Consider the following 25,745-nt stretch of genomic DNA (forward strand, 5'->3'; position numbering starts at 1 on the left):
TTTTTTGGAGCAAAAAAAGAAGGACAGGTAATTTCATGTACCTGTCCTTGCCTATTCAACCTTTAAATAAAAACTCATTTCCATCTTCGTCGCTAAACTGCACAAATGTACCCCACTGCATTTCTTTTGGTTCCCCTTTGAAACTTACACCATTTTCTTTCAAAGTATTATACGTCTTCTTTACATCATCACATTCAAATACAATCGATGCTTTCATCTTTTCTGACCCTCGCATCATTTGTTTCGGATAGATTACCAGACGCGTTTGAGCACCTTTTGGAGCAACTTCTAGCCAAAATGCTTCAGGTCCCATAGGATGCTCCGCAATAACCTCAAAGCCAACCTTTTTTGTCCAAAATTCCTTTGCTTTTTGCTGATCTTCCACATAAACAGCAACAGTACCTATATTCGTAATCATATTTCTCCTCCTAAATGCTTGGTATTACTAGTATACCTTTATTACACTTGGTTCTTGTAAAAGTACGTTATTTTTGGGGTTGTTTGTTCTTTATAGAAGTTATTTCCACCATCTAGAATTATAGGTTGTTGAATCTCCGGTTAATAGAATTGTCTCACCAATTTGAGGAGATAAGAGATTAAGATCAGCTTTTTTGGCCTCCGTGACAGCACGTTCTATAGGCTCTGTCCAACTATGATAAGCAAGAGTAAAAGCTCCCCAATGAATGAGCATCATATCTCCCCCATTTACGTCTAGATGGGCTTGTACCGCTTCTTCAGGTGTCATATGAACCCATGACCAGCGACGGTCATATTGACCACCTTCTATTAAAGAGATAGTAAATGGGCCGTATTTTTCTCCAATTTCCTTAAAATGAGCATCATAACCACCATCTCCACTTGTATAAAAACGGGTCTGTTTCCCAAGTATTACCCAACCACCCCATAAAGTCGTATCTCGATTAAACAACCCTCTCCCGGAGAAGTGCTTGGATGGGGTTAAGCTGATGGTCAGACCTTGAAACTCCATTTCATCCCACCAATTAAGTTCCGTAATGTTATCCTTTGGAACCCCCCAACGAACTAAATGCGCACTTACACCACAAGGAACGAAGAAATGGCCAACCTTATCCTTTAACTTTCGGATAGATGGGTAATCTAAGTGATCATAATGATCATGGCTAATAAAAACAGCATCAATCGGTGGCATTTCCTCTAAAATATGCAACATATCTTCACTGTACCGTTTACTACCTATAAAAGAGAACGGTGACGCAACGGAACCAAGCATCGGATCAACCAGCATTTTTTTATTGTCGAGACTGATTAAAAAAGCTGAATGCCCAAACCAAGTTACACTATCTGCTTCACTCTTTATTTTGGTCCAATCAATTGGAAAAATCGGCAATGGACCAGCAGGTTTACGATCTTTGGCACCAAAAAAAGAATCTTTCATCATAGAGAATATATCAGATACCTTCATGGTCATCTTAGTGGGTACTTGATTAACAAACTTTCCGTTAACATAATTATCAAACTTAGAATATTGTTTTTTCTGCTCGCTATTAGTATTTCCACCGAATACTGGATGGAAGATTATGAACGAGACTACCGCAATTAATACCATTAAAGATATGAACAAATAGATCATTATTTTTTATAGTCCTTCCTCTTATTACTAGATAAATTAGCTTGAATAGCACCATGAGGTTAATTATAATACTTTTTTCTTTGAAGCACCTAAAAGAATTCTTACCTTCAACTGTTTTGTAATCATTATGAAAATATAGTATTCACTTTTTTAATAAAATGACTAAATCTCACAAGGTTAGATGCTATCGTTATAAGCAAATAATCATTTCGATGGGAAATATTTTCAGAAAGCGCTTGCACAAAAAAGTATCAATATAGTAATATAGTAAAATGGTAATAAAGTAATATTTTATTATTTTTTCCCTTTTTTACTACAAATAACACTATATTACTATATTTCATAATGACAACATTGGAGGAACTACATAATGATTTACGCAAATCCTAACACAGCAGGTGCTGTCGTTAACTTTAAAGAACGCTATGAAAACTTCATTGGTGGAGAATGGATTGCACCAGTAAAAGGTCAATACCTAGACGTAATCTCACCTGTAACAGGTAAGGTATTTACAACAGTTCCTCGCTCCTCAGCAGAGGACATTGAACTTGCACTTGATGCAGCACATGCTGCAAAAGATGCATGGGGAAAAACTTCTGTTGCAGTACGCTCAAACATTTTAAATAAAATTGCCGATCGTATCGAAGAGAACTTAGAGATGATTGCAGTTGCTGAAACTTGGGACAACGGTAAAGCAGTACGTGAAACATTAAATGCCGATATTCCTCTAGTAGTGGATCACTTCCGTTATTTCGCAGGTGTTATCCGCGGACAAGAAGGCGGCATTAGTGAAATCAATCAAGATACAGTAGCTTATCACTACCATGAGCCACTGGGTGTCGTTGGTCAAATTATCCCTTGGAACTTTCCAATTTTAATGGCAGCATGGAAAATCGCTCCGGCTTTGGCTGCAGGTAACTGCATTGTTTTAAAACCAGCTGAGCAAACACCTGCTTCTATCTCTGTTTTAATAGAGCTTATTCAGGACCTTTTACCAAAGGGTGTATTAAACATCGTTCAAGGTACTGGTTTAGAAGTAGGAAAACCACTTGCTACAAACCCTCGTATTGCTAAAATTGCGTTTACTGGTTCTACAGGCGTGGGACGCTCTATTATGCAATATGCAACTGAAAATATTATTCCAGTAACGTTAGAGCTTGGTGGTAAATCTCCAAACATCTTCTTCCCTGACGTAATGGATGCAGATGATGAATACTTGGATAAAGCGGTTGAAGGCTTCGTGTTATTCGCCCTTAACTCTGGTGAAGTTTGCACATGCCCTTCACGTGCATTAATTCATGAATCCATCTACGAAAAGTTCATGGAAAAAGTAATGGAACGTGTGAAAGCAATTAAAATCGGTAACCCATTAGATACAGACACAATGATGGGTGCACAAGCATCTAGTCAACAATTAGACAAAATCCTTTCTTATATCGAGATCGGAAAAGAAGAAGGCGCTGAATTATTACTTGGAGGCCACCAAAATAAGCTGGAAGGTGACCTTGAGGAAGGTTACTATATAGCACCAACTGTGTTCAAAGGTAATAACAAAATGCGTATCTTCCAAGAAGAAATCTTTGGGCCAGTATTATCTGTCACTACGTTCAAAGACTTCGATGAAGCAATCGAAATCGCTAACGATACAGTTTACGGCTTAGGTGCTGGCGTTTGGTCGCGTAGTGGCGAAACTGCTTATCGTGCTGGACGTGCAATTGAAGCTGGTCGCGTATGGACAAACACATACCACCAATACCCTGCACACGCTGCATTTGGCGGTTACAAACAATCAGGAATCGGCCGTGAAAATCACTCCATGATGCTTAGTCACTATCAACAAACAAAATGTATTTTAGTTGGCTATAACAAAGGGTCCATGGGCTTTTTCTAAAATGAAAAAAGTCATTGCGACAGATTTGGCACAAGCATTAATAAATGAGCTGCAGGAACAGCACGGTGACCTTATTTTGATTCATTCAGAGGGTTGCTGTGATGGAACTTCACCAATCTGTATGACAGCAGGTGATTTTTATCTTGGAAGCCAATATAAACAAATTGGTGAAGTGTTAGATGTGCCCTATTATATGCATAACTCAAACTTTTCCTACTGGCAGCACATGCAAATAGTCATTGATGTAATAGACGGGATAAGTAATTCCTTTTCACTAGAAAGTGCAAAAGATAAATCCTTTGTCATCCGTTCTAACAAAATGATCGCTGAATAAAAAAGAAACACCTCTCGCTCATAATTTAAATGAGCGAGAGGTGTTTTTTCTGAATGTATTCAGCCTTAATTCAATAAGATTTTAAAAATATAATATCTATCAAAACTTGATATTTTATAAATACCTCGTTTTAATTACTCACATACATCATGTTTGCCCTAGAGATACGAACGTTCTCCTCACCTCTCCCCCTTTTAAACATCAAATTTTCCTGTTGAGATCAAATAATAGACTTTGAAAGCGCGCTTCCCTATAGTAAGGACACCTGGACATTCAAACCATGTCTTATGAATAACTACCTACTGCGTGTAGCTTACTAACATCCAACGAAAATGTATTATTGGAGAAATCTTACAAGATAAGAAATTCAAAAACGTTGCCTCTCACCACTCTAGAATTGCCTAATTATTTGACAGAAATCTTGGTGGTGACAGACACCTTAATACAAAATAAAATAAGAATATCGTAAATAAAGAGAAAGATGTTACTAAATGAGGTGAGTTATGTTGAATGAGGTGTTAATACCTATAGATAAGAAGTCGAGTATGCCACTCTATGAACAAGTTTATAATGGCATCAGGGAAGAAATCCTGAATGGATCCTTGAAGGCTAATCAGAAATTGCCCTCTGTTCGCTATATGTCTTCACTTTTATCAGTAAGCCGAAATACAATAGAGGCTGCGTATGAGAGGCTAGATTCAGAAGGCTATATTTCTAGTAAAAAAAGAAGTGGTTATTACATTCAACAACTCCATACGGATTTATTTGAAGGACAGCTGGTGAACTTTGAAGAAACAGAAGTCAGTAAAGAAGTTGAGCCTTTTTGCGAGATAGAATTTGATTTTTCAGGAAATCGCGTCGACACGAATCATTTTCCTCTATCAGTTTGGAAACGTATCACTAATCAATGTTTGAAGGAGCAGCATGAAGAAGTTTTTTTCTTTGGTCACCCTCAAGGAGAGGTTGGTCTGAGGAGAGAAATTGCTTCTTATATCAGACAGTCAAGAGGGGTTCAATGTACGGAGGAACAAATAGTTATTGGATCTCATACTCAATATTTACTAAACTTACTCTGTCAGATGATTGGCATTGATGGTCAAACCGTAGCTTTTGAAAACCCTGGGTATTATGCAGCTAGACAGGTATTTGAGTTACTCGGCTACAATGTGCAATTGATTCCAGTAGGAGTTAAAGGAATTGATCTAAAAGCGCTAGAAGATAGCGAGGCCAAGTTGGTTTATGTTACACCTAGTCATCAAATTCCGATGGGATATGTGATGCCTGTTAAGCAAAGATTAGAGCTAATTAATTGGGCAATGAATGGTAATCGGTACATTATAGAAGATGACCTGAATAGTGAGTTTCGTTATTATGGTCAGCCAATTCCAGCCCTACAACATCTTGATCAACATGGAAAAGTAATCTATATGGGGTCTTTCTTTAAATCGTTACTTCCAAGTATACGTCTTAACTATATGGTGCTGCCTCCAACTCTGGTTAAAATTTATCAAGAACAATTTATCATCTACCAACAAACTACATCACGTATCCTTCAAAAAACAGTTGAAATTTTTATGAAGGAAGGCTATTGGAGTCAGCATATTAAAAGAATGAGGAAACTTTATAAGAAAAGATGTGAATGGACAGTCTCTTGCCTTCACAAATATATGAGTAATAAGGTTGATATTTTAGGAGATCAGGCAGGACATCATGTTGTCATTCAGTTGAAAGAAAGAGAAGTTTCTCGGAATCTTCAAGATATTGCTTTACATAATGGTATAAGAATAGATAGTGTGAACATATTTTTGGCTGATAAGCAGATGAATTCGCTATATAATCAAATTTTTATGTTAAGCTTTAGTGCTTTATCGGAAGAAGAAATTCATGCAGGTATTAGGAAATTGAGTAAGGTATGGTTCTCAAACTAATCTGTCCCCTATAAAAAAGATAAATCTGCCCCTGTTAAATGGAGCAGATTTATTTTATTATTATTAAAAATTCAGAATATTCAAAAGGGGGATGGCATATGGCGCTACCAAATCAAGTTTCAACAAACAAGCTAAACATACCACCAAAGAAAACAATTGTTTCTCGCTTTTTAGATCTCGTTGAAAAAGGAGGAAATAAGTTTCCAGATGTGTTAACTTTATTTGCTATCATTACTGGGATCATTTTAGTATCCTCTTTTATTGCAGCGAAGCTTGGAGTGAGCGCGGTTAACCCGGCTACGAATGAAACAATGAATGCAGTGAATCTCCTTAACGGAGATGGAATTAGAAGGATTATGACCGAAATGGTTAGCAACTTTGTTTCCTTTCCACCTCTAGGTCTCGTTCTTGTTATCATGCTTGGAGTAGGTCTAGCCGAGTCAACTGGATTAGTATCTGCATTCATGAGAAGAGTAGTATTTGCTTCACCCAAAAAATTAATTCTACCAACAATCGTATTGATCGCGATCCTAGGAAATGCAGCAGCAGATGCAGCAGTAATTGTTTTGCCGCCAATTGCCGCCTTAATCTATCTGACTCTTGGCAAAAATCCGATAGTTGGGCTTGTGGCCGCATACGCTGCAGTAGCTGGTGGCTTTAGTGCTAACCTTATCATTACGTCATTAGATGTTTTGCTTGCAGGCTTTACAGAGTCCAGCGCTCAAATTATCGATCCATCCTATATAGCAAACCCCGCCATGAATTACTATTTTGTCTTTGCATCTACTTTCGTTTTATTACCAGTTACAATCTGGGTAACAAATAAAATAGTTGAACCGAGACTCGGAACACTTAACAACGTACACACATTGGAAAAACAAGAATTATCCCTTAGTGATTCAGAAAAGAAGGGATTAAAATGGGCATTTATTACAACAATACTGTTTTTACTCGTAATAGTAGCAACCATCATTCCGGAAAACGGGATTCTTCGTAACCAAGAGACTGGAGAAATTATGAATTCACCATTTATGAGCTCTCTTGTTGCCATTATGTTTCTCTTTTTCTTCCTCCCTGCGTTAGCATATGGGATTGGAGCAGGGTCTATTAAATCTGATAAAGATGTAGCAGGTCACCTTACAAAGTCTATGTCAGGAATGGGGTACTATATTGTTCTAACTTTCATTGCGGCTCAAATGATCACCTATTTTGCATGGAGTAACCTCGGCGCAATTATTGCCATTAACGGAGCAGAATGGCTACAAAGTATTGGACTAACCGGACTTCCACTTTTAATTGGATTCATTCTATTTTCTGCATTAATTAATTTAATAGTTGCGAGTTCTTCAGCTAAGTGGGCAATCTTAGGTCCGGTTTTTGTACCAATGCTACTTCTTATTGATTATAGTCCAGCATTTACTCAGCTTGCATATAGAATTGGAGATAGTATCACCAACATGATTACGCCTATGCTTGCCTATTTTGCTATCATTCTAACGTTTGCCAAGAAGTATGACTCCAGAATGGGAGTAGGAACGCTTATATCAGCACTTTTACCCTACTCAATTGCTTATATGATTTTTTGGATTTTATTGTTTGTAGTTTGGTACCTACTAGGACTTCCGATTGGTCCAGATACGTATATTAGGGTGAAATAAACATATATTTGCTCTTTTCTAATTCTACTAGGAAAAACTCTATTTCACATTGACTTGCAGGCGACTTCGCAGAGAACAGCGTTCAAATCAATGACATAAAATTATAAGGATGGTGCTATTTCAATGAAATCAATTAACACAATACTTGATAGCGTATATGAGGAAATGGTCGAAATAAGAAGACATCTACATATGTATCCTGAACTTTCATTTCAAGAGGTCGAGACGCCTCGATTTATTGCAGCATTTCATCGTAAGTTAGGTCATGATGTACGGGAAAGTGTTGGAGGAAGAGGTGTAGTTGCCACTTTAAAAGGCGGTAAGCCTGGTAAGACGGTAGCTCTTCGTGCTGATTTTGATGCCCTTCCAATACAAGAACAAAATGACGTTGCCTACAAATCAAAAGTAGCAGGGGTGATGCATGCCTGTGGTCATGACGGTCATACAGCCACTCTTCTAGGTGTAGCGAAAGCATTAAATGCCATCAAAGAAGAAGTAGAAGGTACGATTGTGTTTATTCACCAGCATGCAGAGGAAATGCAGCCTGGTGGTGCCATTAATATGATTGAGGATGGTTGTTTAGAAGGTGTTGATGTCATTTTTGGTACACACCTTTGGGCAACTGCACCACTTGGGGAAATTCTATATAAGGAAGGACCTCTAACTGCAGCAGCGGATCGCTTTGAAATGAAGATAATGGGAAGAGGCGGACACGGAGCACAGCCACATCTAACCAGGGATTCTATCGTCATTGCCTCACAGATTGTTGTCAACCTACAACATATCGTGTCTAGAAGAGTGGATCCTTTACATGAAGCGGTTGTATCCATCGGTTCTTTTGAAGCAGGAAACGCCTTTAATGTCATTGCGGATACTGTTCAATTGAAAGGAACGGTTCGCACTTTTAATAAAGAAATTCAAAAGCTAATTGAAGAAGAAATTGAGCAAATTGTAAAAGGTCTTTGCATCGCTCATAAGGCAGAATACTCACTAAATTACGTTCATGGTTATCCAGCAACGGTCAATCATAAAGCAGAAACTGAACAGCTTGCTAAATCAGCAGCCACCATTAAGGAAGTCTCAGTTGTTCGTGAAACTGTAGCTCAAATGGGAGGAGAAGACTTTTCGTACTACCTAGAGCAAATTCCAGGCACATTCTTTTTCACAGGTGCACAATGTTCAGATCGTACAGAGACCTACCCACACCACCATCCAAAATTCGATTTTGACGAAAAAGCAATGCTCATCGCTGCCAAAACATTAACACAGGTCACATTGGATTACCTAAAAGTTCAAAACCAAATGGTAGTGGTGCAAGAAACAAGGTAGAATAACACATAAAAAACAGTGCTGTGTACGGATATAAAAAGGTGTAACATCTAATACCACCAAAATTTGATCAGTCAGAGCCATTTTAATCCATCCAGTAACTGGTTCTCATTTAAGAAAAAGTGCCTGTCACTTCCCCAATTTGTTAAATCAAAACGACCAAGACCAGGGGGTGACAGGCACCTCTTTTTAACTTTACTAACGTGTATCAAGGAAAGACGATCAGAAGAAGCGATTTTTTAACAAGATGACTTCTTCTGATAATTTTAAAAGGCAAAACGAAACAAATATGAGAACTGTCACTATGTTTCTTAAATGGCATGATAATTACATATGCAGACAAAGTTTTATTAATCTTCTAACTTCATTGCACATTTGTTTGTTTATAGGGTGCACGGATTCTATATATTCTAAAATCACATTTGCTGATTCAGGAACACGGTTGTATCCCTGTAACATATGTTCTAATTTAACTGCAAAGCGAGGGAATCTATTCTCCAGTCTTCTTTCGTTTGCAAAAGCATCTGGAAAATAGTCAACTTCCTTTTCAAGTAGGTATAACACCTTAAGAATGCTATTGATTGCATGACCTTCAATAAACCTTAAAGCAGAAAGCTTCTCTCCCCTGGCATACCTGCATAACCCTACATACAAGTTAGTCAAAGCTTCATTAATGGAGAAATCGAGGGAAACCTCATTAACGTTCCTTTTCTGAACTTGGGAAGATGGAATCTTGGAATCGTCAAATGAAGATTTTTTCCACACAATACGACCTTCTGAATAGGATATATTCTCTAGTTCTTGTTCTTCAAAAACAGCGAATTCTCCATATATACCATCTGAAAATAATATTTTATAACCATCTCTCGAATTTTTAAAAGCATAATCGATCGGATGGGAAGCACTAATCCAATCAAGCAGTTCAATAAATCTTGTTTTATATCCGGGTTTTACAATAACGAAAAAGTCCAAATCTGAAAATTCGTCTAAACGATCCAATTCATTTCCTACTGAACCAAGTCCTAACAATAACAACGCTCCCTGTGTTCTCTCTAAGCTTAAACCAATTTCGTCTAATCTTCTTAACAAACGTTCTTTTCTCTTCATCTCTCTCCTCCTCTTGTTTAAAAACAAAAAAGGCTCAACCACATCAATTGACGAGGTTGAACCCAAAGGTTACATTGCCTTCATTATTCTTAAGACTACATTATCATTACCTTGTAAGATTATCTATATTTAAAATCTTCGAAGAAAAGTATTAAAGAAGACCTTACGACACTTCTTATATTTCATCTTATTTAATCATTTTGATCTTTATAACCGGTACTCATGTATTTTGACCATTGGTATCTCGAATATCCATTTCCATAATATTTGTTGCTACTATACCTTTAGTCTAATTACATAGACCATTTTTAAAGGTAAAATACCAAATAAATACTAGAAAATCATTTACTTATGGTACGGTTCTCCGTAATATATCAAAGTGAGGTTTTTAGTCTACCGCTAAAGTGCGAAGCTTTTTTTAAGGTTAGCCCACTCTTGCTCTGATGGTCATTACAATCTTCATTTTCAAAAAACAACACATAAGCTTTCTTATTATTGAGAGAACTCGGATAAACAATGCCGTCAATTCCAGTGTTTCTATATTTAAAAACATACCTAAAATATTCTGTGACAATTTGTGTAGGCACATAATCCACATGTTCTCTACCATCTTTTTCAATCGGTTTTGTAAAGTCATTTAAGAAACTGTAAAAGAACTTTACTACCCAACGTTTTTCACGTTCGTCATCATCAAAAATACTAGGTAACTTTGGTAAAGAAGTTAAATCTAATAGCAATAATTTTTCATTATTAATAAATTCACCAATACTTGCTATCACATTCTCACCCGGACTATATTTCACTTCCAATAAAGCCGTTTCTTTACTCTCTGCTCCATAAAACATTGGAATCCCAGCTGGACTCATTCTATTTGAACTCTCCGCATACTCTTTTGCTGGTGTCCCAATTTCTTTTGCTTTATAAAATAATTCACCTTTAGAAGAAACACGGGCTCTAAAAAACTTGCTTGATGATACTGCTTTAATCAAATTCAATTCCTCAACAAAACCAGCTATATTATCCAAAATCTCATGCGGTACCACTCGTTGCTTTTTGTTACCTGAGTCATAGGAACTGTTTAAAAACAGATAACGCATGCTATGTTTTACCTGTTCAGAAAAATCGTTCCATGTGTAAAAGAACTCTTCGTCTAGCGTTGAACCATACGGGTCAACCTTACACCAATTTGTATCCATTAATGCTTCTCTGATGTCTTCAAACAAACTGTCAGAATTTATACCCACTTCACTATACAAGACGCTTTCAGTAAAATCCCAGCCATCATATATTTCAACCCCTAGATATCCACCTTCCCTTGAATCATAGCCTACACCTTCATCGTCAGGGTTTCCCCATTCATATTTAATACCTGTCATAATAAATTCCATTATTAAATCAACGTCAGCAGCTAGGGTATCTTCGTCTTCAGCACCACAATAATCACATCTATCAGCAGTTGCATTTTCTTCTATATAATTCTGAATATGTTTGTCTGAAACACATTCAGTACACACATATTTATCTCCGAGAGTACTAAAACCTAATTCATTTTGTCTGATAAGCAAATTTTTATGATAACCCATCATTCAGCACCATCCTCTAAAACATATTATAATAATTCTAACTGAATTGTATTTTTGTGGCTTTATCTTTCTCTTCAGTTAAAAATGAACTGTATTATCATGTTTCAGAGCATAACACTTATTGCTTATAAATAATTACAGAAGCAATCTTACTTTCTATTGATATAAAAGAAAACATTGTTGCCCTTTTTCCAAATTGCCATCGCCTATTGCATCATGGTACCAATGAAGATAAAGAAAAAATTCTCATTAAGCTTTGGTTCGACAGGAAGGACCTTTTATACAAAAGAGGAATAAAATTTGATACACCAACTTTTCTTTTAGAAAACCTCATTTATTTTTGATAAAGCTCGAAGTATCTCTATTCATTTGTAAGACTAGAATTTAAAAAATTTGTAAGTGATGAAATTTTATCTTCTACACTTTTTTGATAGTCACTAATCCCACTTTGGCTTAATGGTTTTTTCTTTTTGATTAGGTCCTTTTCTATTTTCTTTCGGTCTTTGTCTTTATCCACCTTTTTAAGTAGTTCAAATTTTATTGTTATACTTGAGTCTCTAATCGTATGTTTATCAAACCCGAAATAATCTGGTTTCTTTTTTAACTGATACAAATGTGATGCACATCGTGCTAGAATAAAAACTGATTCACCTATATAAAGAACGTCAGATTTGCCATTTTTATGCACACTAATCTCATATATCCCTGCACCTATCGCTTGAATTAAATCCCCTTGAAAAAAATCAATTGTAATATTCATATTAGTTTCTTTCAATTGAATACCCCTTTTTAATAACTTCGATCTGTATCCCAAACATACTCTCTCTGAATTGCTGGTAATAGATATTTTTTCTATGTATATTTTCGATAACTTCCTTAATAGTAATCGGTGTTTCGAAAGCCATTAAAATCCTCCATTTAAATAACTTTTAATTCATTAAGGTCTATGTATGCAACTGGACTTCCAGTTCCAAATTTTTTTAATAATTGTTCCTCTGAATTTTGTAATCTTAGCAATAAATCGCTTGGTCCTTCCTCTCCCTCAAAAAATTTCCGTCCCTTATCTGTTCCAGCTTCAACAATACCCCATTTTTTTGGTTTAAACAGACATTCAACTTTTCCTCTATTGATACCAGCAACCAAGGTAATTGTGTCGAACCTCTTTTGACTAATTCTCCAATTTCCTCTAGTAGCTTCATAATGATTTTTTCCATCTTTTAAACCATTGTGTATTTTTAATAATAATAATTCTTCCATTTCTATTGCCCCCATTTTTTTTACTATTAGATTAATCATACTAAATAACTACCATATTTTTCATACTTTATTTTGAATAAATAAAGGACTGGAAATTTCAATTAACCAATCCTTTTTAACATTATTATTTAATTTATTTTATTATTAATTTTCGGTTAAAAAGTTTCTAGTCATAGTGTCGAATTCAGTATCTGATCTCGAGGGATGTTTTATGTAAGGTGGAAATCCTAATGCTTCTACCAACCCAATCTGAGCTTTTCGACCAATTGCTCCAAAATGTTTAATTGCTGGGAATAGCTCTAATAACTCATTAATAAGGCTACTATATTTTCTAATTTCTTCTCCATCTCTTGGTGTCCTAATTTTGTAGAAATTATCTTTTTTATGAGGATAAAAAGGAACAGCATTCCACATTAATGGTAGAACTCCTGTATTTCTAAAAACATTCCATACTCTTTCAGAGCTTTGTTCTGAAACAGCAAATTCATTAGCAAACGGCAAATTATAATTTTCTTGAAAAATTAGGAACTTACCTATCCTATGTGGGCTAGTAACTAAAGTAATTTCATCTGTAAAAGGAATACCTGTCCTACATGCACCGTTAGGTCCAGCTGCTTCCCCTAAAAAAAGATGGGTGGGTTTTATTTTTTGCATCTCTATTAAATAATGAACTAAATTATCTCGTAAAGGCTTTCCTTGTACACCATAATACATGTTATGCAAATCATTTTTTGATGTTATTTTTCCTAATTCTTCAACAAATTTAATTACCTTTGAACTCAATAAAAACACCTCAATTTTTTTAAATTTATCTTGTTTAAACATAAAAAGGCTTGGCAACTAAAATAACCAACCCTTCCTGTTAAAAGACAAAACTATATTACTTATCTTTATTAGTAATAAAAGCCAAAAATGAATATATATAATGCTGTTTATTGAGTTTCCTATTAATAATTACTAAGTATTTTTCAATGTAAATAATTGTTTTAACACTTGTCAAAATTTTATCATTTAACATCTTCTCGAAATTTTCAGGACTAATCCACTTTTGTTTAATTACATTTTCCATGTGTTCCTTAGTTAAGAAAATAGCTTTTAACTTATTCACCCTATTTTTTTCACTATATAAATTAAATAACTTCCAAAATGATATATGATAGATACCAAATGCAAACGGGAAGAGGTCTCTATTACGCCTCTCTGTGTTCTCTATATACATATTAAGTTCATTGATATCTTCTATGTTGTTTAGCCAATCAAATTGTAGAGAAGTTATATCATCCTTTTCATCTACTTGTTTAATTAATGAATTTCTTTTCAGTAGGATATGTTCAATATTTTTGTATCCGTCAAACAAAAGTGAGTTTAAGAGGATTCTGTTATCCTTATGAAATTTGATTTTATTTTCAACTTCTTCTACCTTAACTTTACTTTTAGCTTTTTTAAAAACACCATTCCTACTTATAAAAAATATAGAAACTATTATTATTACAACCACTATTAAGGATGGTAATAAGGTAATATTATTAAAGATAGTACTTAATTCTCCTAATTCTACATTCTGAAGATACTTAGAAATATCAAATTTAAAGTAATATTCAATTATCAAATAAATAATTATTATACTACTAATCTTAAAAGGTAATAACTTTTTCAGATAGAAAAAAAGTATTTTATAGTCTTTTCGAATCTCGTACATTAACTCTTCATCAGAATAATCCATTTTACTTTGAAAAGGAAAATAAGGAATTAATATATTTAACTTATCTTCCAAAAACATTTCACACTTGATAGACTTCACTAATTTCTTTCTATTACTATTCTTTATGTATTGTATTTGCTTCTCTCTTGATTTATCTAAAATATAACTCTTGATTTTCTCTAGAGCAATTTGAATAAGTTTAAGTAAACCTGTCCACAAATTGACTAAAACAAAATATAGTAAAACACCTTTTACCCAGAACAAAAATTCTCACCCCCATTGGTTACATAGATTATCACAATCTATTGATGACAAATACCTGAACATATTAATATTATACACTATCTTTTTTTGGAAGAACATTACAGACAAAAATGGCTTGATTATCAATTATCAAGCCATTTTTATACCTATTGAAATATTTTTTCTAGAATATCTTTATCAAAAATAATTTCAACTTGCTGCTTTACCATCACTTGTGATACGGTTCATTCCTAATTATCCTAAACCCCCGATAAACCTGCTCCAACAATATCAACTTCATCAACTGATGCGGAAACGTCATCCGTGAAAAAGACAGCGTATCGTTCGCTCTCTTCATAACATCCCCACTCAAACCCAATGATCCACCAATCACAAACGCCACTTTACTTTTCCCATAAGTCGCAAGCTTGTCCATTTCCTTAGCCAACTCTTCAGAAGAACGCTGTTTTCCTTCAATTGCTAACGCAATCACATGCGTGTCATCAGAAATCTTCCCAAGGATCCGTTCGCCTTCTTTGTTTTTCACTTGTTCCATTTCGGCGTCGCTTAATTGCTCGGGTGCTTTTTCATCCGGAAGCTCTACGATTTCAATTTTTGCATAGGCACTTAAACGCTTCAAATACTCATTTATTCCTTGTTTTAAATACTTCTCTTTTAGTTTTCCAATTGTGATTATTGAGATATTCACATGTCATACCACCTTGCAAACAGTTTATCCACAAAAGTTATCCACATATCAACAATTTCTATCCACATTTAGTGGGCGAATATCAGTTCCCCACCATATATATTGCAGCTTCTTTACAAAATTCACAGGTTGTTGATAACTTCTCTTCTTCCGGTAACATCTCCAGTATTGGTGCTTCTTCATGCTCATCTATGTACATTTCCATCGCTAATTCAATATGCTCTAAACAGCATTTCATTTTATCCACAATCCTTTCCATTCCTTCATTAACTTCACTAGAATACCATTTATCCACATGTGTGGAAACAGAAAGAGGAGAGATTTCTATAATCCCTCCCCCATTTCTGCTATTCTCCGGTAGTATCTTCTGTTAAATTTACAGTGGTTGTTTTCTGTTCCTTACCTCGATAAAATGTTACGTTCATCTCATCGCCTACTTGTTTTTCATTATAAAGATGTTTACGCAACTCAATAACATCCCGAACCTGCTCGCCATCGAGTTCCACGATTACATCATACTCTTGCAAACCAGCATTTGCTGCAGGAGAGCCAGGTGCCACTCCGGTAATATATACTCCTGCACTAACCTCTTTCGGAAGCTTCAGTGTCTGTTGCCAGTGGTAGCTTGATACATCCGATAATGATCCAATGCTGACACCAAAATAAGGGCGTTTTACTTGTCCGTACTGTTCGAGGTCGTTAATAATTGGTATCGCCGAGTTAACCGGAATGGCCAAGCCGATTCCTTCCACCGCGGACTGTGCAATTTTCATCGAGTTAATACCGATGACTTTTCCTTGGATATTAATCAAAGCTCCTCCGCTGTTCCCGGGATTGATGGCAGCATCCGTCTGCATAACGTCCGCATGCCAGTCAGGTGTGCCGTCTCTGTTCACATCTACAGGAATGCTTCTGTCTGTTCCAGAGATAATCCCTTGTGTAACAGAACCCGAAAATTGCAGTCCAAGCGGATTCCCAATAGCGATAACAGGTTCGCCTGTGCGGACGCTGTCGGAGTTGCCGAAGTCTGCCACTTTTGTGACCATTTCATCTGCCATGGACAACACGGCAAGGTCTGTGAGCGGGTCTTCTCCGAGTACCTCTGCTGGTACCCTTGTCCCGTCAATTAAGCTCAGCTCCACCTGGGTTGCCCCTTCAATAACGTGATAGTTCGTTACCACATAGGCTTTTCCGTTCTCTTTTTTATATATAACACCAGAGCCTGTTCCCGCTTCTCCTTCCTCGTCTGTTTCCACTTCTGTATCGTTCCAGAAGGAGGCGTTTTGCAAGTTGATAACACCGACGACCGCTTCTGCGACATTATCGACCGCTTCGGTGACACCTGAGGTTACATTAACAGAGACATTGCGGATTTCTGCTGCCGTCCCTCCAGATTTAGGCTGTTCAGGGAGCTGTTCTCGCTCCTCTACCGCTTGCCTTTCATTCCCCTCTGGCATCACACGTCCTGTTAGACCAGGGAACGCCACAACCAGTAATAAAACACCAAGTGACAATGCTACAATTCCAGGGAGTAAATACTTCCCCCTGTTTCCTTTTTGTTTAGAGTGATTTGATGGATCTTGTTTGTCGTAATATCCCATGTTGTCCTTCCTTTCTATCACGTCACAACCAACAACTGTCCGCTGCATCGTGTAAAAAAGGCAAAAAGAAAGGCGCTTAAGCCTAAGATTTTTACACGAAAGCAAGCGCGGTTGGTTTGTTCGGGTCTGTGTCATACAACTCCACTTGTTCTCCCACGATGACTCCTCGTGTGGCAAGTGTTTGCTGGACAGACATCCTCGCTAAATCTTTCATGTTATTATCTTTACTTAAATGCGCCAAATAAATACGCTTCGTTTTGTCTCCCATGACATCTGCCATGGCAAGGGCCGCATCTTCATTAGATACGTGGCCGACATCACTTAGGATGCGGCGTTTGATGCTCCACGGATAGTGTCCCATCTGCAGCATCTGTACGTCATGATTGCTTTCAAAAACATAGGCGTCGGCATCGGAAATAATGCCTTTCATCCTGTCGCTGACATACCCTGTATCAGTGATGACCACGACCTTCTTATCGCCATCATGGAAGGAATAGAACATCGGCTCTGCCGCATCATGGGAAACACCAAAAGACTGAACATCAAGTCCACCAAATGATTTCACCTGTTCTATTTCAAAGTTGAATTTTTGCTCTGTTGGAATGACGCCCACCAGGCCGTCCATGGCCTTCCATGTCTTTTCATTGGCATAGATCGGGAGCTTGTACTTTCTCGCAAGTACGCCAAGCCCCTTAATGTGATCGCTATGCTCATGTGTGACCAAAATTCCAGATAGGTCTTCTATTTTTTTGCCTATCCCGTTAAACAGTTCTTGCATTTTTTTGCCGCTCAAACCAGCATCGATTAATAAAGAATGCTCCTCTGTTGCGACATAAATTGCATTTCCTGTGCTGCCGCTAGCAAGCACGCTAAAATGCAGGCTCATGTCACTTCACTCCAATGTTCGATTTTCTTTTTTTATGACGGACCCTTCAAATGCGTTTACAAAGAAGTCCTCTTTCTCATTGACGACAATATGCCAAGTTGGAATTAAAACATGCGAGTTCGTAAAGTCCACAAGGGTGTAATACCCAAGCGTGACATTACCAACTTCGCTCCCTGGCTTCAAGTCTCCTGTATTATACAAGTTATAAAGTGCATCCAAGACCGGTATGACGTCCTGTTCTACGTCCATTTTTTCCAGGTCCACGATGTAGGTTTGTTCGTAGGAAATCAACTCGTTTAAGTCGTTTAAATACGCGATTACCATCGCACTCGAATTACTGTATATATTTTTCCCGTCATATTGTTGGTAAAAAATAAGACTCTTGTTTTGAGGATTAAATCCCCAGAACTCATATTTCTCCCCAAATAATAATTCTTCCTTAAAGATGGTCTCTAATCTCGTAATCATATTCACTTCTGGCAATGGAATGGGCTCTTCCCATGTGGCACTAAGTTTGATTTCGTCTGCAATCTCTGCCTTTTGCCCTTTTTCCATCAACTTTTTCGTATCTTCTTCTGTAAATACATAGCTGTTTCCACTAATATAACTTGCTTTGTCTGGCGCTTTTGGCAATTGGCCATATGATATTTCATCTACCTTGAACTGCTCTTCCATAGAAGCTTCCGCCAAGATTTCTAGCTGATTGCTCTCCCTTTTTTCAAGGATCTGAAAAACAAGGAATATATTAAGGATGAGGAAGGTGATGATGAAAATGGTTTTGGTTCTTCTCCAATCCATTTTATATTCCTCCTTCCAAATCATCGCTACCGGTAAAGTTTAATTTGTTCCAAGCATTATTTTCCTTGTACACCCAAATCGGCTCAATGATATACACATCGGATTCCCTTCTCAATTCATAACCGACTCGTATGTCCTCGATATTTCTGAGATCACTGAAGTTGTCGAGCTCCCGCTTAACATCCCTTCCAGACGGGATGGTTGTCGCTATTGATTTCCATGAGAGAAATTCATAAACAGGTCTCACGTATTCATAAATCTCATTATTTCTCCATGACTGTGAGATATCCGCAACACCTTTTTCTGCAAAATAGAAGATTGGATAATCTCCAATGAACATTCTGTAAACAACGTTATGCTCTATCGTGCTGCTCGTCCAATTATCAAGTTTGAAACGCTCAGGTTGTCCTGTCCAACCGCTATGCTCATTCACAAATTCAATTCCCCGTTCGATCACGTTAAAGTCCATAGAATTCCCAAGCCCTGTATTCCCGGGATTAACGTAGTGCAGGTTGTTATTAGGACGAGAAACACTCATCAAGCTGGAATCATCACGGTAAACTACCCCATCTGTTACTTGGTCTCGTGTCACGATGCTCGGATTGCTAAATAAGGCATTCTTGAAATCTTCTGGATTTAATTGTTTAGCGTAGTAGTAACCTGTTCGTACTTTTGGTGATTGTTCTGGGAAAAACACATACCGATTTTCATCGACTTCTTCGTAAATGAATGTAGGTAAGATTTTTGCCGTTTGATAAAATGTTCGAGACAACTCATTGGTAGACAGATTACGAACCCTTGCTTGATACACTTTCTGATCGTCATAATGGACCAAATAAATAATTGGTTCACTTCCAAACGTTTCTCCTGAAAAATCAATCAGGATCCGGTTGATAGAAATATTCGGGGGGATTTCATTATCACTAAAACCAGTAATATATCTAAAAGTTTGTAAAGGGATGGTTGTAGGAAAAACAACCTCCATTTTTTCACTGCCATGCATGAAAGAAAAGAAATCGTCTTCGGAATAACTCGTTGCTATCTGTATATCAAACAGACTCCATCTTCTCAATTCTTCCATAAATAAATTAAGATCTGCCAGTTCCTCTGTTCCATGATGGACACCATCAAAATGATATAACAGTTTGCTAGGTTGTATAAGCTGACCTATTTCCTGCTTTTCATTAATTGCCACTTCACTAATAGTACTATCGCTTTGGTCTATATAATCAAAATCAGGCTGATACGTCCATAAATTCCAAGTGAGAATCAAGCTTGTCAGGACAAGAATGGTTAATACAAGCGATTTAATATTTTCATATTTCATTCCCAGTCACCTTCTTGTTCTTCCTTGGAGATTGGAAGGGTAAAGTAAATAGTAGTGCCTTTTCCTTCCACACTAGAGGCCCAGATGTCTCCGTCATGCGCTTGAATCATTTCTTTTGCTATCGCTAAGCCCAGACCGGTTCCCCCAAGCATCCTTGTTCTTGCTTTATCGACGCGATAAAAGCGCTCAAAGATTTTATTAATATCGGATTTTGGTATTCCTACCCCTTGGTCGTTTATACTAACTAAAATTTGATTAGCAGCTTCTTCGATATCCACAGTGAACGTGATGGTTCCACCTTCTGGTGAATACTTCATGGCATTGGAAATGATATTATCTAGCACCTGTGTTATTTTATCTGTGTCAATGGAGACAAAGATTTCTTGGTTTGGCATACTTCTGACGAAATCTACTTTTTGAGACTTAGACATTTCGAAACGGTCAATAATTTTATTGAAAAACTCCACAAAATCCACGGCATTTTTATAAAAGTTATAGTCTCTTGAATCCATTTTGGATAGTTGCAACAGATCATTCACCAATCGGATCATCCGCTCCGTCTCTGTTTGGGTAACATCTAGAAACCTTGGAGCAATCTCATCATCCTGCCACGCGCCGTCTGCCAACGCTTCTAAATAGCTTCTCATCGTGGTCAATGGCGTTCTGAGCTCATGAGACACATTCGCAACAAACTCTCTCCGTTCAAGATCTATTTTCTCTTGCTCCGTAATATCGTGTAAAACCGTAATTAAACCATTAATGAAGCCAGTTTCCTTTTGAATAATGGAGTTACTAGCACGCAAAATGTAGCGCTCTTTTTCTGTACTAAAGTCCAAAATGAGGGATTCTTGTTCTGATACGAGATGGTCAAACGAATGCGTCTCTTCAATTCCTAGTACTTCTACAATCGGTTTGTTCAGTACTGTTTCACGTGAAACGTTTAACATCCCAAGGGCCGGCTCATTAATCAAAATAATTCTGCCTTTTCTGTCCGTCGCAAGCACCCCATCTGTCATATGGGACAAGACCGAGCTCAATTTCCTTCTTTCACCCTCTGTAGTCGCCTGTGCTTCTTGAAGCTTTTTCGTAAGGTTATTAAAGGATAAGGCCAACTGACCTATTTCATCATTACCGTAAATATTAACTTTTCTTGAGAAGTTACCTCTTGCCATTTCAAGTGCTTGTTTCCTCATATCAGACATCGGCCTTGTAATGGTTTGGGCAAGCAACACACCAAGCACTGCTGTGACCGCAAGCGCTATGGTTGTTCCAGTTGCAAAGATGCTGTTGATCTGACGCATTTGGGCATAGACCTTTTCCATGGACGCTTCTAGGTAAATGGCGCCAATAATATCTTGATTGTTCGATTTGACAGGCGCTGCAATTAGCCTCATGCGATTTTGAGTTTGCGGATCAATGACAGTCTTTCTTGAGAACTGTCCGACTACCAGCGCACGTTTAACCAGCAACTCAGTCGTTCTTTTCCCTACACTTGACTGATTATAGGGATTGGAAGTTCCAAGGACCTTGCTTTGGTTATTGGTTATGCGAATTTCTTCTATATCTTCCATCGTGACATCCTGCAACACCGTCCGGATATCCTCTTCAATGGTTGGTGTTGTATCATCACGCTGTTTTTTAATTTCTTGCTCAATACTATAAGCAAGTAAATGAATTCTTTCTTCTAATGATTCATTAAAGTTACTCGTCAGTTGGCTCTCCAGCTTGCTGACAAAATAAACCCCAATGATCTGCATCGCAATAAGGATGAGCAAGACATATATCAACACAAATTTAAGATGAATGGAACGAAAAAAACCTACCTTTTTCATGTAAATTATTCCTGCTCAGTTTGTCGCAGGTAATAGCCAACTCCTCTTCTTGTTACAATCCATGTCGGGTGACTTGGGTTGTCTTCAATTTTCTCACGCAGGCGACGAACCGTTACGTCCACTGTTCGTACATCTCCATAATAATCATAGCCCCAAACGGTCTGTAAAAGGTGTTCACGCGTCATTACCTGACCGATATGCTTCGCTAGATAATGCAGCAGTTCAAATTCACGATGAGTCAGCTCAATCATATCTCCTCTTTTGGTTACCATGTAAGCATCAGGGTGGATCACAAGGGAACCAATCGCAATCTCAGATGGTTCTTCTGTATCCGCAGCTTTCTGTTGATGACGTCGCAAATTGGCCTTTACTCTCGCAATTAATTCACGTGTGCTGAAGGGCTTTGTAACATAGTCATCCGCTCCTAATTCTAATCCAAGTACTTTATCTATCTCCGAATCCTTTGCAGTCAGCATGATTATCGGCATTTCATATTTCTTACGTACTTCCCTGCAAACTTCCATCCCGTCTCGCTGAGGCAACATAATATCTAAAAGAATTAAGTCAGGGCGCACTTCTTCCACCTTATTGACCGCCTCTTCACCATCATAGGCACAATACACCTCGTATCCTTCTTTTTGAAGATTGAACTTCAATATATCTGCAATCGGTTTTTCGTCGTCAACTACAAGTATTTTCTTTTCCATATGGTTTCGCTCCTTCTCAGCATCTATCTATTCTTATCAGTTAGTATGGCTCTTTTCCAAAGATTGTTGCCATTTTAGAGTAAAAAGTCGGCAACTAACCGTAATGATGATTAAAAAAACATTCTACTACTTACTTTACCATGTACAGCGAGGTAGCGCATCTATTAAGAGAAAGCTCCAAAAAGTACATACGAAACACAAAAACCTCTAGCTCACTTATCAAGTTGCTAGAGGTTCCATGTATGTGTTTAGTTGTTTAAATACTGCATTGGATCTTTTAACTTGCCATCTTGGTAAACTTCAAAGTGTAAATGAACGCCTGTAGATTGTCCTGTCGTACCCATGATACCAATCTTTGCACCGCGAGAAACAGTTTGTCCAACTGAAACGCTAATCGAATCAAGGTGAGCATAAGTTGTCTTCATCCCATTTTGGTGGTTGATGACCACTTTGTTTCCATAACCGCCGTCCCAGCCAGCCGATTCGATTACTCCATTGTCCGCTGCCTTAATGGTACGGTCGCTTGGGCGAGCGATGTCGATACCTTTATGCATCTTACCCCAACGGTGACCCATTTTACTGGAAATATAACCGCCAACCGCTGGCCATGCAAGGGATCCGCTGCCACGAGAAGGAATCACTTTCGTTCCTTTTACAACGATATGCTTCACAGGTTCCTTCAACGTTTCTTCATGAGTTACTTCCGTCTTAACGGTCATGCCGTTTTCTTTCGTTGTGATGGTGCGGACGTTTTTCTCTCCGTTTTCACCTTGTTGCTTCACTTTCGTTTCTCCCTTAGGAAGCTCTTTATCTTCCACAACTTCCTGTTCGTAAGGGATCTCTTCATTTTTAGAAGCTTCTTCTTTTACTTGTACATTCAAATAAGGTTTTTTCGCTGAAACATTTAGCACCTTACCGACTTTTAGTAAAGTATCCATCGCAATATCAGGATTCATCTCCAGAAGCTCTTCTGAAGAAAGCTCATGTTTCTCCGCGATATCTCCTAAAGAATCTCCTGCTTGAACTTCATACTTCTCCGCTTGCTTTTTGCCTTTTTTAATCAATTCCACTGCTTCTTTTACAGAAACAACCTGTTTAGGATCTACATTTTTGTCACTAAATGAAACTTTTTCAGAAATAGTTACGTCTAATACACGAGACTCATTTTCTTTCAGCTCAGGAAGCTTGGACCCTTGGTTCTCTTGTCGTTCTTCTAAAGCCTTCAAGTCTTCTTCAGAAACAAACTCTAACTTTAACAACTCAACAACCTTTTCCGCTTCTTCCTTGTCTTTTACGAGTACTACTTCTTCTCCGTTAATCGTCAGTGCAGAAGCGCTAGCTTTAACTTCTACTTGCTCAACTACTGTATCGATTGTCTCTTTGTTCTGAGCAGAAGGTCTAAAAACTTTCTCAGGAATAACTGATACTTGTTCCCCTACTGAAAGCTCTAGGTCCTTATGATCTTTCTGAACAGACTCAACTTTAGCTTCTAACGCCTTGTCTAACTGCGCCTTATCATCGACTGCACCAACACGCTCACCATTCAAATAAACGTGATATACCGTTCCAAGCAGTGAATTCTCACTAGCATGAACAGCCACTGCGCCAAGTGTAATAGTAGAAGCAGCAATAGTGGTAACCATCACTCTCTTTGTAAAAGTAGAAAGGCGATTTTTTTGAGATCTATGTTTACTATTTTGTTTTTCGGTGTATGTACTATATATACGCTTTAATCGGTTCATCATGGTCTTTCTTTCCCCCTGATTTCTTCCCCGTTCTTTAAACAGTTTTATTTAGGTAACCCAGATTCCTGGTTTTAGGACTATTGATACCCATTTAAAATTTCCGACTACTTTACCATACCATAGGTTCATAAACAAATAGAATACTAGAACAAAAGATGTAATATAACTGTATTATTGTTGTCATATTTAGGCGATTTATAGGGGTTTTTCCTTATTAAGGGATAAATCATGGGTAATTTTACATAGTTTTGACGTTTGCTCTGGAAGTGGAGGAGAATTTACCCTGTTTTGTTACAGAGGGATAACAGGATGAGTTGGGGGTTGTGGTGGTGGAGGGTTTTTGTTGGGCGTTTGATGGGCTTTTTGAGTGCTTCTATTAGACACTTGATAGGGCTTTGCTAGTGATTCGGACTTATTGGGGGCTTCTATTATACAGATGATGGGGGTTTGTTAGTGATTTGGGCTTATAGAACGCTTCTATTAGACACTTGATGGAGGTTTGCTACCGATTCGGGCTTATAGAACGCTTCTATTAGACACTTGATGGAGGTTTGATGCCGATTCGGGCTTATAGAACCCTTCTATTGGACACATGATGGAGGTTTGCTACCGATTCGGGCTTATAGAACCCTTCTATTAGACATTTGATGGAGGTTTGATGCCGATTCGGGCTTATAGAACGCTTCTAAAATAATTACACCCTCAATAAGCATTTTCTTTACTACAAAAAAGCAGCACGTTCATTAACAAATGAACGTGCTGCTTTGAGATGGCTCGGGACGGAATCGAACCGCCGACACATGGATTTTCAGTCCATTGCTCTACCAACTGAGCTACCGAGCCGTATATTTGGTTGTCGTAACAATATGATATGCACTCGCACCATCACCCAAATTTTAAAGTTCAAAAATTTGTGCGCTGTAGCAAAGCTTCGAAGCTTACTCGATCGTGCTCTACCAACTGAGCTACCGAGCCTAACACTTTAAAAGAGCTATGAATATGTAAATGGCGGTCCCGACCGGGATCGAACCGGCGATCTCCTGCGTGACAGGCAGGCATGTTAACCGCTACACCACGGGACCTAAAACTAAAAATGGTGACCCATACGGGATTCGAACCCGTGTTACCGCCGTGAAAGGGCGGTGTCTTAACCGCTTGACCAATGGGCCTAACTTTTTGAAAGAAAATGGTGTGCCATGAAGGACTCGAACCTTCGACCCTCTGATTAAAAGTCAGATGCTCTACCGACTGAGCTAATGGCACCTATTAATAACTTCGCCTTATGTAACTTTAAATCTCTTTTGACGACGTTTTTAATAATAGCATACTATTAACATATCTTGCAATAACTTTTTTAAAAAAATATTAACTTCTATAGAACTTACTAATTGTCGTCTATAAAAAAAAGCTCACTAAATGTAATGAAGACACTTTAGTGGAGATATTTTTGTCTTAAGTGTCTTCATCTACTCAATGAAAACACTTTGACATGAATTTTC

The 25,745-nt window shown here is 37.7% G+C and carries 23 protein-coding genes and 4 tRNA genes; 5 read left to right on the plus strand and 22 right to left on the minus strand.

The genetic code is table 11. The features are described 5' to 3' along the window. Positions 1 to 55 precede the first annotated feature (55 nt). Together HF078_RS05500 and HF078_RS05505 are read right to left on the minus strand one after the other, a co-directional pair. Positions 56 to 418: a VOC family protein gene (locus tag HF078_RS05500; RefSeq protein ID WP_169290236.1), complete on the minus strand. Its 363-nt coding sequence runs from the start codon at positions 416 to 418 to the stop codon at positions 56 to 58. A gap of 99 nt (positions 419 to 517) precedes the next feature. Continuing rightward, complete coding sequence (locus tag HF078_RS05505) at positions 518 to 1,609, minus strand: MBL fold metallo-hydrolase (protein WP_169290237.1); 1,092 nt, start codon at positions 1,607 to 1,609, stop codon at positions 518 to 520. Positions 1,610 to 1,979: 370 nt separating this feature from the next. Between HF078_RS05505 and exaC the strand changes: the two genes are divergently transcribed. The 5 genes from exaC (at position 1,980) to HF078_RS05530 (ending at position 8,749) form a co-directional block, all read left to right on the plus strand. After that, positions 1,980 to 3,500, plus strand: a complete 1,521-nt coding sequence (gene exaC, locus HF078_RS05510; RefSeq protein ID WP_169290238.1) for an acetaldehyde dehydrogenase ExaC — start codon at positions 1,980 to 1,982, stop codon at positions 3,498 to 3,500. 1 nt (position 3,501) lies between these two features. Next, positions 3,502 to 3,834 (plus strand): DUF779 domain-containing protein, encoded by a 333-nt coding sequence (locus HF078_RS05515; protein ID WP_169290239.1) that lies wholly within the window; start codon positions 3,502 to 3,504, stop codon positions 3,832 to 3,834. 503 nt (positions 3,835 to 4,337) lie between these two features. After that, positions 4,338 to 5,762, plus strand: a complete 1,425-nt coding sequence (gene pdxR, locus HF078_RS05520) for a MocR-like pyridoxine biosynthesis transcription factor PdxR (protein ID WP_169290240.1) — start codon at positions 4,338 to 4,340, stop codon at positions 5,760 to 5,762. A 98-nt stretch (positions 5,763 to 5,860) separates the two neighbouring features. Beyond that, complete coding sequence (locus HF078_RS05525) at positions 5,861 to 7,420, plus strand: AbgT family transporter (protein ID WP_169290241.1); 1,560 nt, start codon at positions 5,861 to 5,863, stop codon at positions 7,418 to 7,420. Positions 7,421 to 7,543: 123 nt separating this feature from the next. Continuing rightward, positions 7,544 to 8,749, plus strand: coding sequence for a M20 family metallopeptidase (locus HF078_RS05530; protein ID WP_169290242.1), 1,206 nt, complete (start codon positions 7,544 to 7,546; stop codon positions 8,747 to 8,749). Between the two features lie 327 nt (positions 8,750 to 9,076). Here HF078_RS05530 and HF078_RS05535 read toward each other — a convergent pair whose 3' ends face one another. The 20 genes from HF078_RS05535 to HF078_RS05630 all read right to left on the minus strand — a co-directional run bounded on the left by HF078_RS05535 (position 9,077) and on the right by HF078_RS05630 (position 25,509). Then, positions 9,077 to 9,856 (minus strand): hypothetical protein, encoded by a 780-nt coding sequence (locus HF078_RS05535; RefSeq protein WP_169290243.1) that lies wholly within the window; start codon positions 9,854 to 9,856, stop codon positions 9,077 to 9,079. A 374-nt stretch (positions 9,857 to 10,230) separates the two neighbouring features. Continuing rightward, positions 10,231 to 11,442 carry a HEPN-associated N-terminal domain-containing protein gene (locus HF078_RS05540; RefSeq protein ID WP_169290244.1) on the minus strand — a complete coding sequence of 404 codons (1,212 nt, stop codon included), beginning with the start codon at positions 11,440 to 11,442 and terminating at the stop codon, positions 10,231 to 10,233. A gap of 358 nt (positions 11,443 to 11,800) precedes the next feature. Then, positions 11,801 to 12,214: a hypothetical protein gene (locus tag HF078_RS05545; protein WP_205831533.1), complete on the minus strand. Its 414-nt coding sequence runs from the start codon at positions 12,212 to 12,214 to the stop codon at positions 11,801 to 11,803. After that, complete coding sequence (locus tag HF078_RS05550) at positions 12,201 to 12,344, minus strand: hypothetical protein (protein ID WP_169290221.1); 144 nt, start codon at positions 12,342 to 12,344, stop codon at positions 12,201 to 12,203. Before HF078_RS05550 ends, HF078_RS05545 begins: the two co-directional genes overlap by 14 nt. A gap of 13 nt (positions 12,345 to 12,357) precedes the next feature. After that, entirely contained in the window at positions 12,358 to 12,696 is a 339-nt protein-coding gene (locus HF078_RS05555) for a hypothetical protein (protein WP_169290245.1), read from the minus strand. A gap of 144 nt (positions 12,697 to 12,840) precedes the next feature. Next, the gene (locus HF078_RS05560) at positions 12,841 to 13,521 is read right to left on the minus strand and encodes a uracil-DNA glycosylase (RefSeq protein ID WP_169290246.1); all 681 of its coding nucleotides are present in this window, start codon (positions 13,519 to 13,521) and stop codon (positions 12,841 to 12,843) included. A 55-nt stretch (positions 13,522 to 13,576) separates the two neighbouring features. Continuing rightward, positions 13,577 to 14,662 (minus strand): hypothetical protein, encoded by a 1,086-nt coding sequence (locus HF078_RS05565; protein ID WP_169290247.1) that lies wholly within the window; start codon positions 14,660 to 14,662, stop codon positions 13,577 to 13,579. Between the two features lie 208 nt (positions 14,663 to 14,870). Then, positions 14,871 to 15,350: a 23S rRNA (pseudouridine(1915)-N(3))-methyltransferase RlmH gene (rlmH, locus tag HF078_RS05570; protein WP_169290248.1), complete on the minus strand. Its 480-nt coding sequence runs from the start codon at positions 15,348 to 15,350 to the stop codon at positions 14,871 to 14,873. An 82-nt stretch (positions 15,351 to 15,432) separates the two neighbouring features. Beyond that, positions 15,433 to 15,609, minus strand: a complete 177-nt coding sequence (locus tag HF078_RS05575) for a CxxH/CxxC protein (protein WP_082380876.1) — start codon at positions 15,607 to 15,609, stop codon at positions 15,433 to 15,435. An 88-nt stretch (positions 15,610 to 15,697) separates the two neighbouring features. After that, entirely contained in the window at positions 15,698 to 16,951 is a 1,254-nt protein-coding gene (locus HF078_RS05580) for a S1C family serine protease (RefSeq protein WP_169290249.1), read from the minus strand. A gap of 91 nt (positions 16,952 to 17,042) precedes the next feature. Beyond that, positions 17,043 to 17,837 carry an MBL fold metallo-hydrolase gene (locus HF078_RS05585; protein ID WP_169290250.1) on the minus strand — a complete coding sequence of 265 codons (795 nt, stop codon included), beginning with the start codon at positions 17,835 to 17,837 and terminating at the stop codon, positions 17,043 to 17,045. A 6-nt stretch (positions 17,838 to 17,843) separates the two neighbouring features. Next, a complete protein-coding gene (locus HF078_RS05590) occupies positions 17,844 to 18,635 on the minus strand; it encodes a two-component system regulatory protein YycI (protein WP_169290251.1) in 792 nt (263 codons plus the stop codon). 1 nt (position 18,636) lies between these two features. Continuing rightward, complete coding sequence (locus HF078_RS05595; RefSeq protein ID WP_169290252.1) at positions 18,637 to 19,962, minus strand: YycH family regulatory protein; 1,326 nt, start codon at positions 19,960 to 19,962, stop codon at positions 18,637 to 18,639. Beyond that, entirely contained in the window at positions 19,959 to 21,794 is a 1,836-nt protein-coding gene (gene walK / locus HF078_RS05600) for a cell wall metabolism sensor histidine kinase WalK (protein ID WP_169290253.1), read from the minus strand. Before walK ends, HF078_RS05595 begins: the two co-directional genes overlap by 4 nt. Positions 21,795 to 21,799: 5 nt before the next feature. Next, positions 21,800 to 22,501 (minus strand): response regulator YycF, encoded by a 702-nt coding sequence (gene yycF / locus HF078_RS05605; protein ID WP_010197838.1) that lies wholly within the window; start codon positions 22,499 to 22,501, stop codon positions 21,800 to 21,802. Between the two features lie 248 nt (positions 22,502 to 22,749). Next, positions 22,750 to 24,246 (minus strand): M23 family metallopeptidase, encoded by a 1,497-nt coding sequence (locus HF078_RS05610; protein ID WP_169290254.1) that lies wholly within the window; start codon positions 24,244 to 24,246, stop codon positions 22,750 to 22,752. A 770-nt stretch (positions 24,247 to 25,016) separates the two neighbouring features. Next, positions 25,017 to 25,089: transfer RNA gene (locus HF078_RS05615), tRNA-Phe, on the minus strand. 163 nt (positions 25,090 to 25,252) lie between these two features. Then, positions 25,253 to 25,328 (minus strand) — tRNA-Asp (locus HF078_RS05620). Between the two features lie 12 nt (positions 25,329 to 25,340). Then, positions 25,341 to 25,415 (minus strand) — tRNA-Glu (locus HF078_RS05625). An 18-nt stretch (positions 25,416 to 25,433) separates the two neighbouring features. Beyond that, a tRNA-Lys gene (locus tag HF078_RS05630) sits at positions 25,434 to 25,509 on the minus strand. Positions 25,510 to 25,745 lie beyond the last annotated feature (236 nt).

It is taken from the genome of Bacillus sp. RO2, assembly GCF_012911845.1.
Classification (GTDB): Bacteria; Bacillota; Bacilli; order Bacillales; family Bacillaceae_I; genus Sutcliffiella_A.

Excerpts from the sequence above, each read along its gene's own strand:
- pdxR (WP_169290240.1), top strand. The coding sequence starts at position 4,338 with ATGTTGAATGAGGTGTTAATACCTATAGATAAGAAGTCGAGTATGCCA.
- HF078_RS05515 (WP_169290239.1), top strand. The coding sequence starts at position 3,502 with ATGAAAAAAGTCATTGCGACAGATTTGGCACAAGCATTAATAAATGAG.
- HF078_RS05560 (WP_169290246.1), bottom strand. The coding sequence starts at position 13,521 with ATGTTTAAACAAGATAAATTTAAAAAAATTGAGGTGTTTTTATTGAGT.
- HF078_RS05580 (WP_169290249.1), bottom strand. The coding sequence starts at position 16,951 with ATGGGATATTACGACAAACAAGATCCATCAAATCACTCTAAACAAAAA.
- HF078_RS05610 (WP_169290254.1), bottom strand. The coding sequence starts at position 24,246 with ATGATGAACCGATTAAAGCGTATATATAGTACATACACCGAAAAACAA.
- HF078_RS05530 (WP_169290242.1), top strand. The coding sequence starts at position 7,544 with ATGAAATCAATTAACACAATACTTGATAGCGTATATGAGGAAATGGTC.
- yycF (WP_010197838.1), bottom strand. The coding sequence starts at position 22,501 with ATGGAAAAGAAAATACTTGTAGTTGACGACGAAAAACCGATTGCAGAT.
- HF078_RS05575 (WP_082380876.1), bottom strand. The coding sequence starts at position 15,609 with ATGGAAAGGATTGTGGATAAAATGAAATGCTGTTTAGAGCATATTGAA.
- HF078_RS05505 (WP_169290237.1), bottom strand. The coding sequence starts at position 1,609 with ATGATCTATTTGTTCATATCTTTAATGGTATTAATTGCGGTAGTCTCG.
- HF078_RS05540 (WP_169290244.1), bottom strand. The coding sequence starts at position 11,442 with ATGATGGGTTATCATAAAAATTTGCTTATCAGACAAAATGAATTAGGT.
- HF078_RS05585 (WP_169290250.1), bottom strand. The coding sequence starts at position 17,837 with ATGAGCCTGCATTTTAGCGTGCTTGCTAGCGGCAGCACAGGAAATGCA.
- HF078_RS05525 (WP_169290241.1), top strand. The coding sequence starts at position 5,861 with ATGGCGCTACCAAATCAAGTTTCAACAAACAAGCTAAACATACCACCA.
- HF078_RS05535 (WP_169290243.1), bottom strand. The coding sequence starts at position 9,856 with ATGAAGAGAAAAGAACGTTTGTTAAGAAGATTAGACGAAATTGGTTTA.
- HF078_RS05500 (WP_169290236.1), bottom strand. The coding sequence starts at position 418 with ATGATTACGAATATAGGTACTGTTGCTGTTTATGTGGAAGATCAGCAA.
- exaC (WP_169290238.1), top strand. The coding sequence starts at position 1,980 with ATGATTTACGCAAATCCTAACACAGCAGGTGCTGTCGTTAACTTTAAA.
- HF078_RS05595 (WP_169290252.1), bottom strand. The coding sequence starts at position 19,962 with ATGAAATATGAAAATATTAAATCGCTTGTATTAACCATTCTTGTCCTG.
- walK (WP_169290253.1), bottom strand. The coding sequence starts at position 21,794 with ATGAAAAAGGTAGGTTTTTTTCGTTCCATTCATCTTAAATTTGTGTTG.
- HF078_RS05550 (WP_169290221.1), bottom strand. The coding sequence starts at position 12,344 with ATGGCTTTCGAAACACCGATTACTATTAAGGAAGTTATCGAAAATATA.
- HF078_RS05590 (WP_169290251.1), bottom strand. The coding sequence starts at position 18,635 with ATGGATTGGAGAAGAACCAAAACCATTTTCATCATCACCTTCCTCATC.
- HF078_RS05555 (WP_169290245.1), bottom strand. The coding sequence starts at position 12,696 with ATGGAAGAATTATTATTATTAAAAATACACAATGGTTTAAAAGATGGA.